This window comes from Pseudomonas sp. GM80 (assembly GCF_000282515.1).
Classification (GTDB): Bacteria; Pseudomonadota; Gammaproteobacteria; order Pseudomonadales; family Pseudomonadaceae; genus Aquipseudomonas.
In genome coordinates, this window is the sequence record NZ_AKJD01000025.1 from 1 (window position 1) to 2864 (window position 2864).

Annotated in this window: 1 protein-coding gene; it reads left to right on the plus strand. The window is 64.5% G+C overall.

The window, feature by feature from the left end; translation table 11 throughout:
• Positions 1-2864 (plus strand): autotransporter serine peptidase EprS (eprS, locus tag PMI37_RS03045; RefSeq protein ID WP_008077910.1); only part of this gene is annotated, 2864 nt, incomplete at both ends.

A 2864-nucleotide genomic window follows, 5' to 3' on the forward strand; every position in this document is an offset into this window, starting at 1 on the left:
AGCCGATTTCGGTCGGCACCCTGCTGCTTGTGATTTCGACAACCCACGCTCAGGCGCAGTACCTGGAGACCGGCAAACCCGGCGATTCCGCCAGTTGGCGCAGCGCCGAGTTCCTGCGTGACTGGGGGCTGAGCCGGATGCAGGCCGATCAGGCCTATGCCGCTGGCATCACCGGCAAAGGCGTGAAAATCGGCGCTCTCGACTCCGGTTTCGATGCCGCCCATCCCGAGTTCGCCACCGACCGCTATCACCCGGTACTGGCCAACGGCGGCTACGTCGACGGCTCATTGTTCAATGTCGATGGCACGCTCAACCCCAACAACGACTCCCACGGCACTCACGTCGTTGGCACCATGGGCGCGTCGCGCGACGGCAGCGGTATGCACGGCGTGGCCTACAACGCGCAGATCTACGTCGGCAACACCAATAAAAATGACAGCTTTCTGTTCGGCCCCAATCCAGACCCGCGCTACTTCAAAGCCGCGTACAACGCCCTGGCCGATGCCGGCGTGCGCGCAATCAACAACAGTTGGGGCAGTCAGCCGCCGGATGTCAGTTATCGAACCTTGGCCGATCTGCATGCCGCCTACGCGCAGCATTGGAATCGGGGCACCTGGCTCGACGCGGCGGCCGAGGTGTCCTCGCAACGCGGCGTGATCAATGTGTTCAGCGCCGGCAACAGCGGCTACCCGAATGCCAGCGTACGCTCGGCGCTGCCGTACTTTCAGCCGGAGCTTGAAGGCCATTGGCTGGCCGTGTCGGGGCTCGATCAAAGTAATCAGCAGAAGTACAACCAATGCGGCATCGCCAAGTATTGGTGCATCACCACGCCCGGCGCGAAAATCGACAGCACCATTCCCGGTGGCGGTTACGCGATCAAGTCCGGCACCTCGATGTCGGCGCCTCACGCGACCGGCGCACTGGCGCTGGTGATGGAGCGCTACCCGTACATGAACAATCAGCAGGTGCTGGAAACCCTGTTGACCACCGCCACGCAACTCGATGGCTCGGTGACCGAGGCGCCGACCGAGCGGGTCGGCTGGGGCGTGGCCAACCTGAGCCGGGCGATGCGCGGGCCGGGGCAATTGCTCGGTGCGTTCGACGCCAATCTGGGCGCTGGGCAAAGCGACGTCTGGAGCAATGACATCTCCGACAAGGCGCTGATCCAGCGCCAACGTGAAGACCTAGCCGAGCACAGTGCCTGGCAGCAGACGCTGCAAGACAAAGGCTGGCAGAACGGTGTGGCGGCTGGCGCCAGTCAGCAGGATCAAACCGATTACGCAGTCGGCATGGCCCGCGAGGCTGCAGCGGCGGGGCGGCTGTATCAAGGCAGCCTGATCAAATCCGGGGCCGGGCACCTGGTCCTCAGCGGCGACAACACTTATCGCGGTCCGACTACCATCAATGGCGGCCTGCTCACGGTCAACGGTTCGCTGGCCTCGGCAGTCACCGTCAACGACAGCGGCACCCTGGGCGGTTCCGGACGCATCGGCGCATTGACCGCCAACAGCGGTGGTCGCGTGGCGCCAGGCAATTCCATCGGCACGTTGGCGGTGGCCGGTGACGTGACGTTTGCCCCAGGCTCGATCTACGCCGTGGAGCTGTCGCCCACCCGCAGCGACCGCATCGTCGCCGGAGGCGCAGCCTCGATCAGCGGCGCCACGGTCAGCCTGTCGCTGGAAAACAGCCCGACATTGCTCAGCACCGTTGAAGTGCAGAGCCTGCTCGGTCATCAGTACGACATCCTGCAGGCAGCCGCTGGCGTTCAGGGCCAGTTTGGTGCGGTGCTGCCGAGTTACCTGTTCATCGGTGGCAGCCTCGATTATGCCGCCAACGGCATTCAACTCAACATCGAACGCAACGCAACGTCCTTCGCCAGCGTCGGCCAGACGCCGAATCAGCGTTCGGTCGCGGCGGCTGTCGAGGGTTTGGGCGCCGGCAACTCGGTGTATGAAAGCCTGTTGCTGTCGCCTTCGGCGGCGTCCGCGCAACAAGCCTTCCAGCAACTCAGCGGGGAAATTTACCCAGCGTTGGGCTCGGTGCTGATCAACGACAGCCGCCAATTGCGCGATGCCGTGGGCGAGCGCTTGCACGATGCCAGTGCGGCGCAAGGCAACGGCTGGGTCAAGGCACTCGGCGCCTGGGGCAGCACCGATTCGGGCCACGACACAGCGGGTTACAGCACCTCGATTGGCGGCCTGTTGGCCGGTGTCGACGGGGCGCTGGATGAGCAGACGCGCATCGGTCTGGTCACCGGCTACAGCGACAGTTCGTTGAGCATGGGTTCGGGCACACACTCCTCGGCCAAGGTCGACAGCTATCACCTCGGCGCCTACGCCGGTCACGACATCGGCGCTTGGCGCTTGAGCACCGGTGCGGCGTACAGCTGGCATCGCGCCGACGTCAAACGCGATCTGCATTACGGCGAAGTCAGTGCCAAACAGAAAGCCAAAGTGGACGCGGCCACCACGCAAGTCTTTGCCGAGGCGGCGTATCGGCTGCACCTGCAACCGCTGGCACTGGAACCGTTCGCCAACCTGGCGTACGTGCATCTCGACACGGAAGGTTTCACCGAGAAGGGCGACGCTGCCGCGCTGAAAAGCTCCGGCGATCAGCGCGATGCGGTGCTGAGCACCCTCGGGGTGCGGGCGATCAAGACGTTCAATCTGTCGGCGGCGCAGTCGCTGAATGTCAGCGGCCATCTCGGCTGGCAGCACAGCCTGAGCGATATCGACGCTGAACAGCACCTGCGTTTTGCCAGCGCTGGCACGCCTTATTCGGTGGAGAGCTCGGCACTGGTGCGCGACGCCGCGCTGGTTGGCGTGCAGGCGAGCCTGGCGCTGAGCCGCGATGTTCGGGTGAAC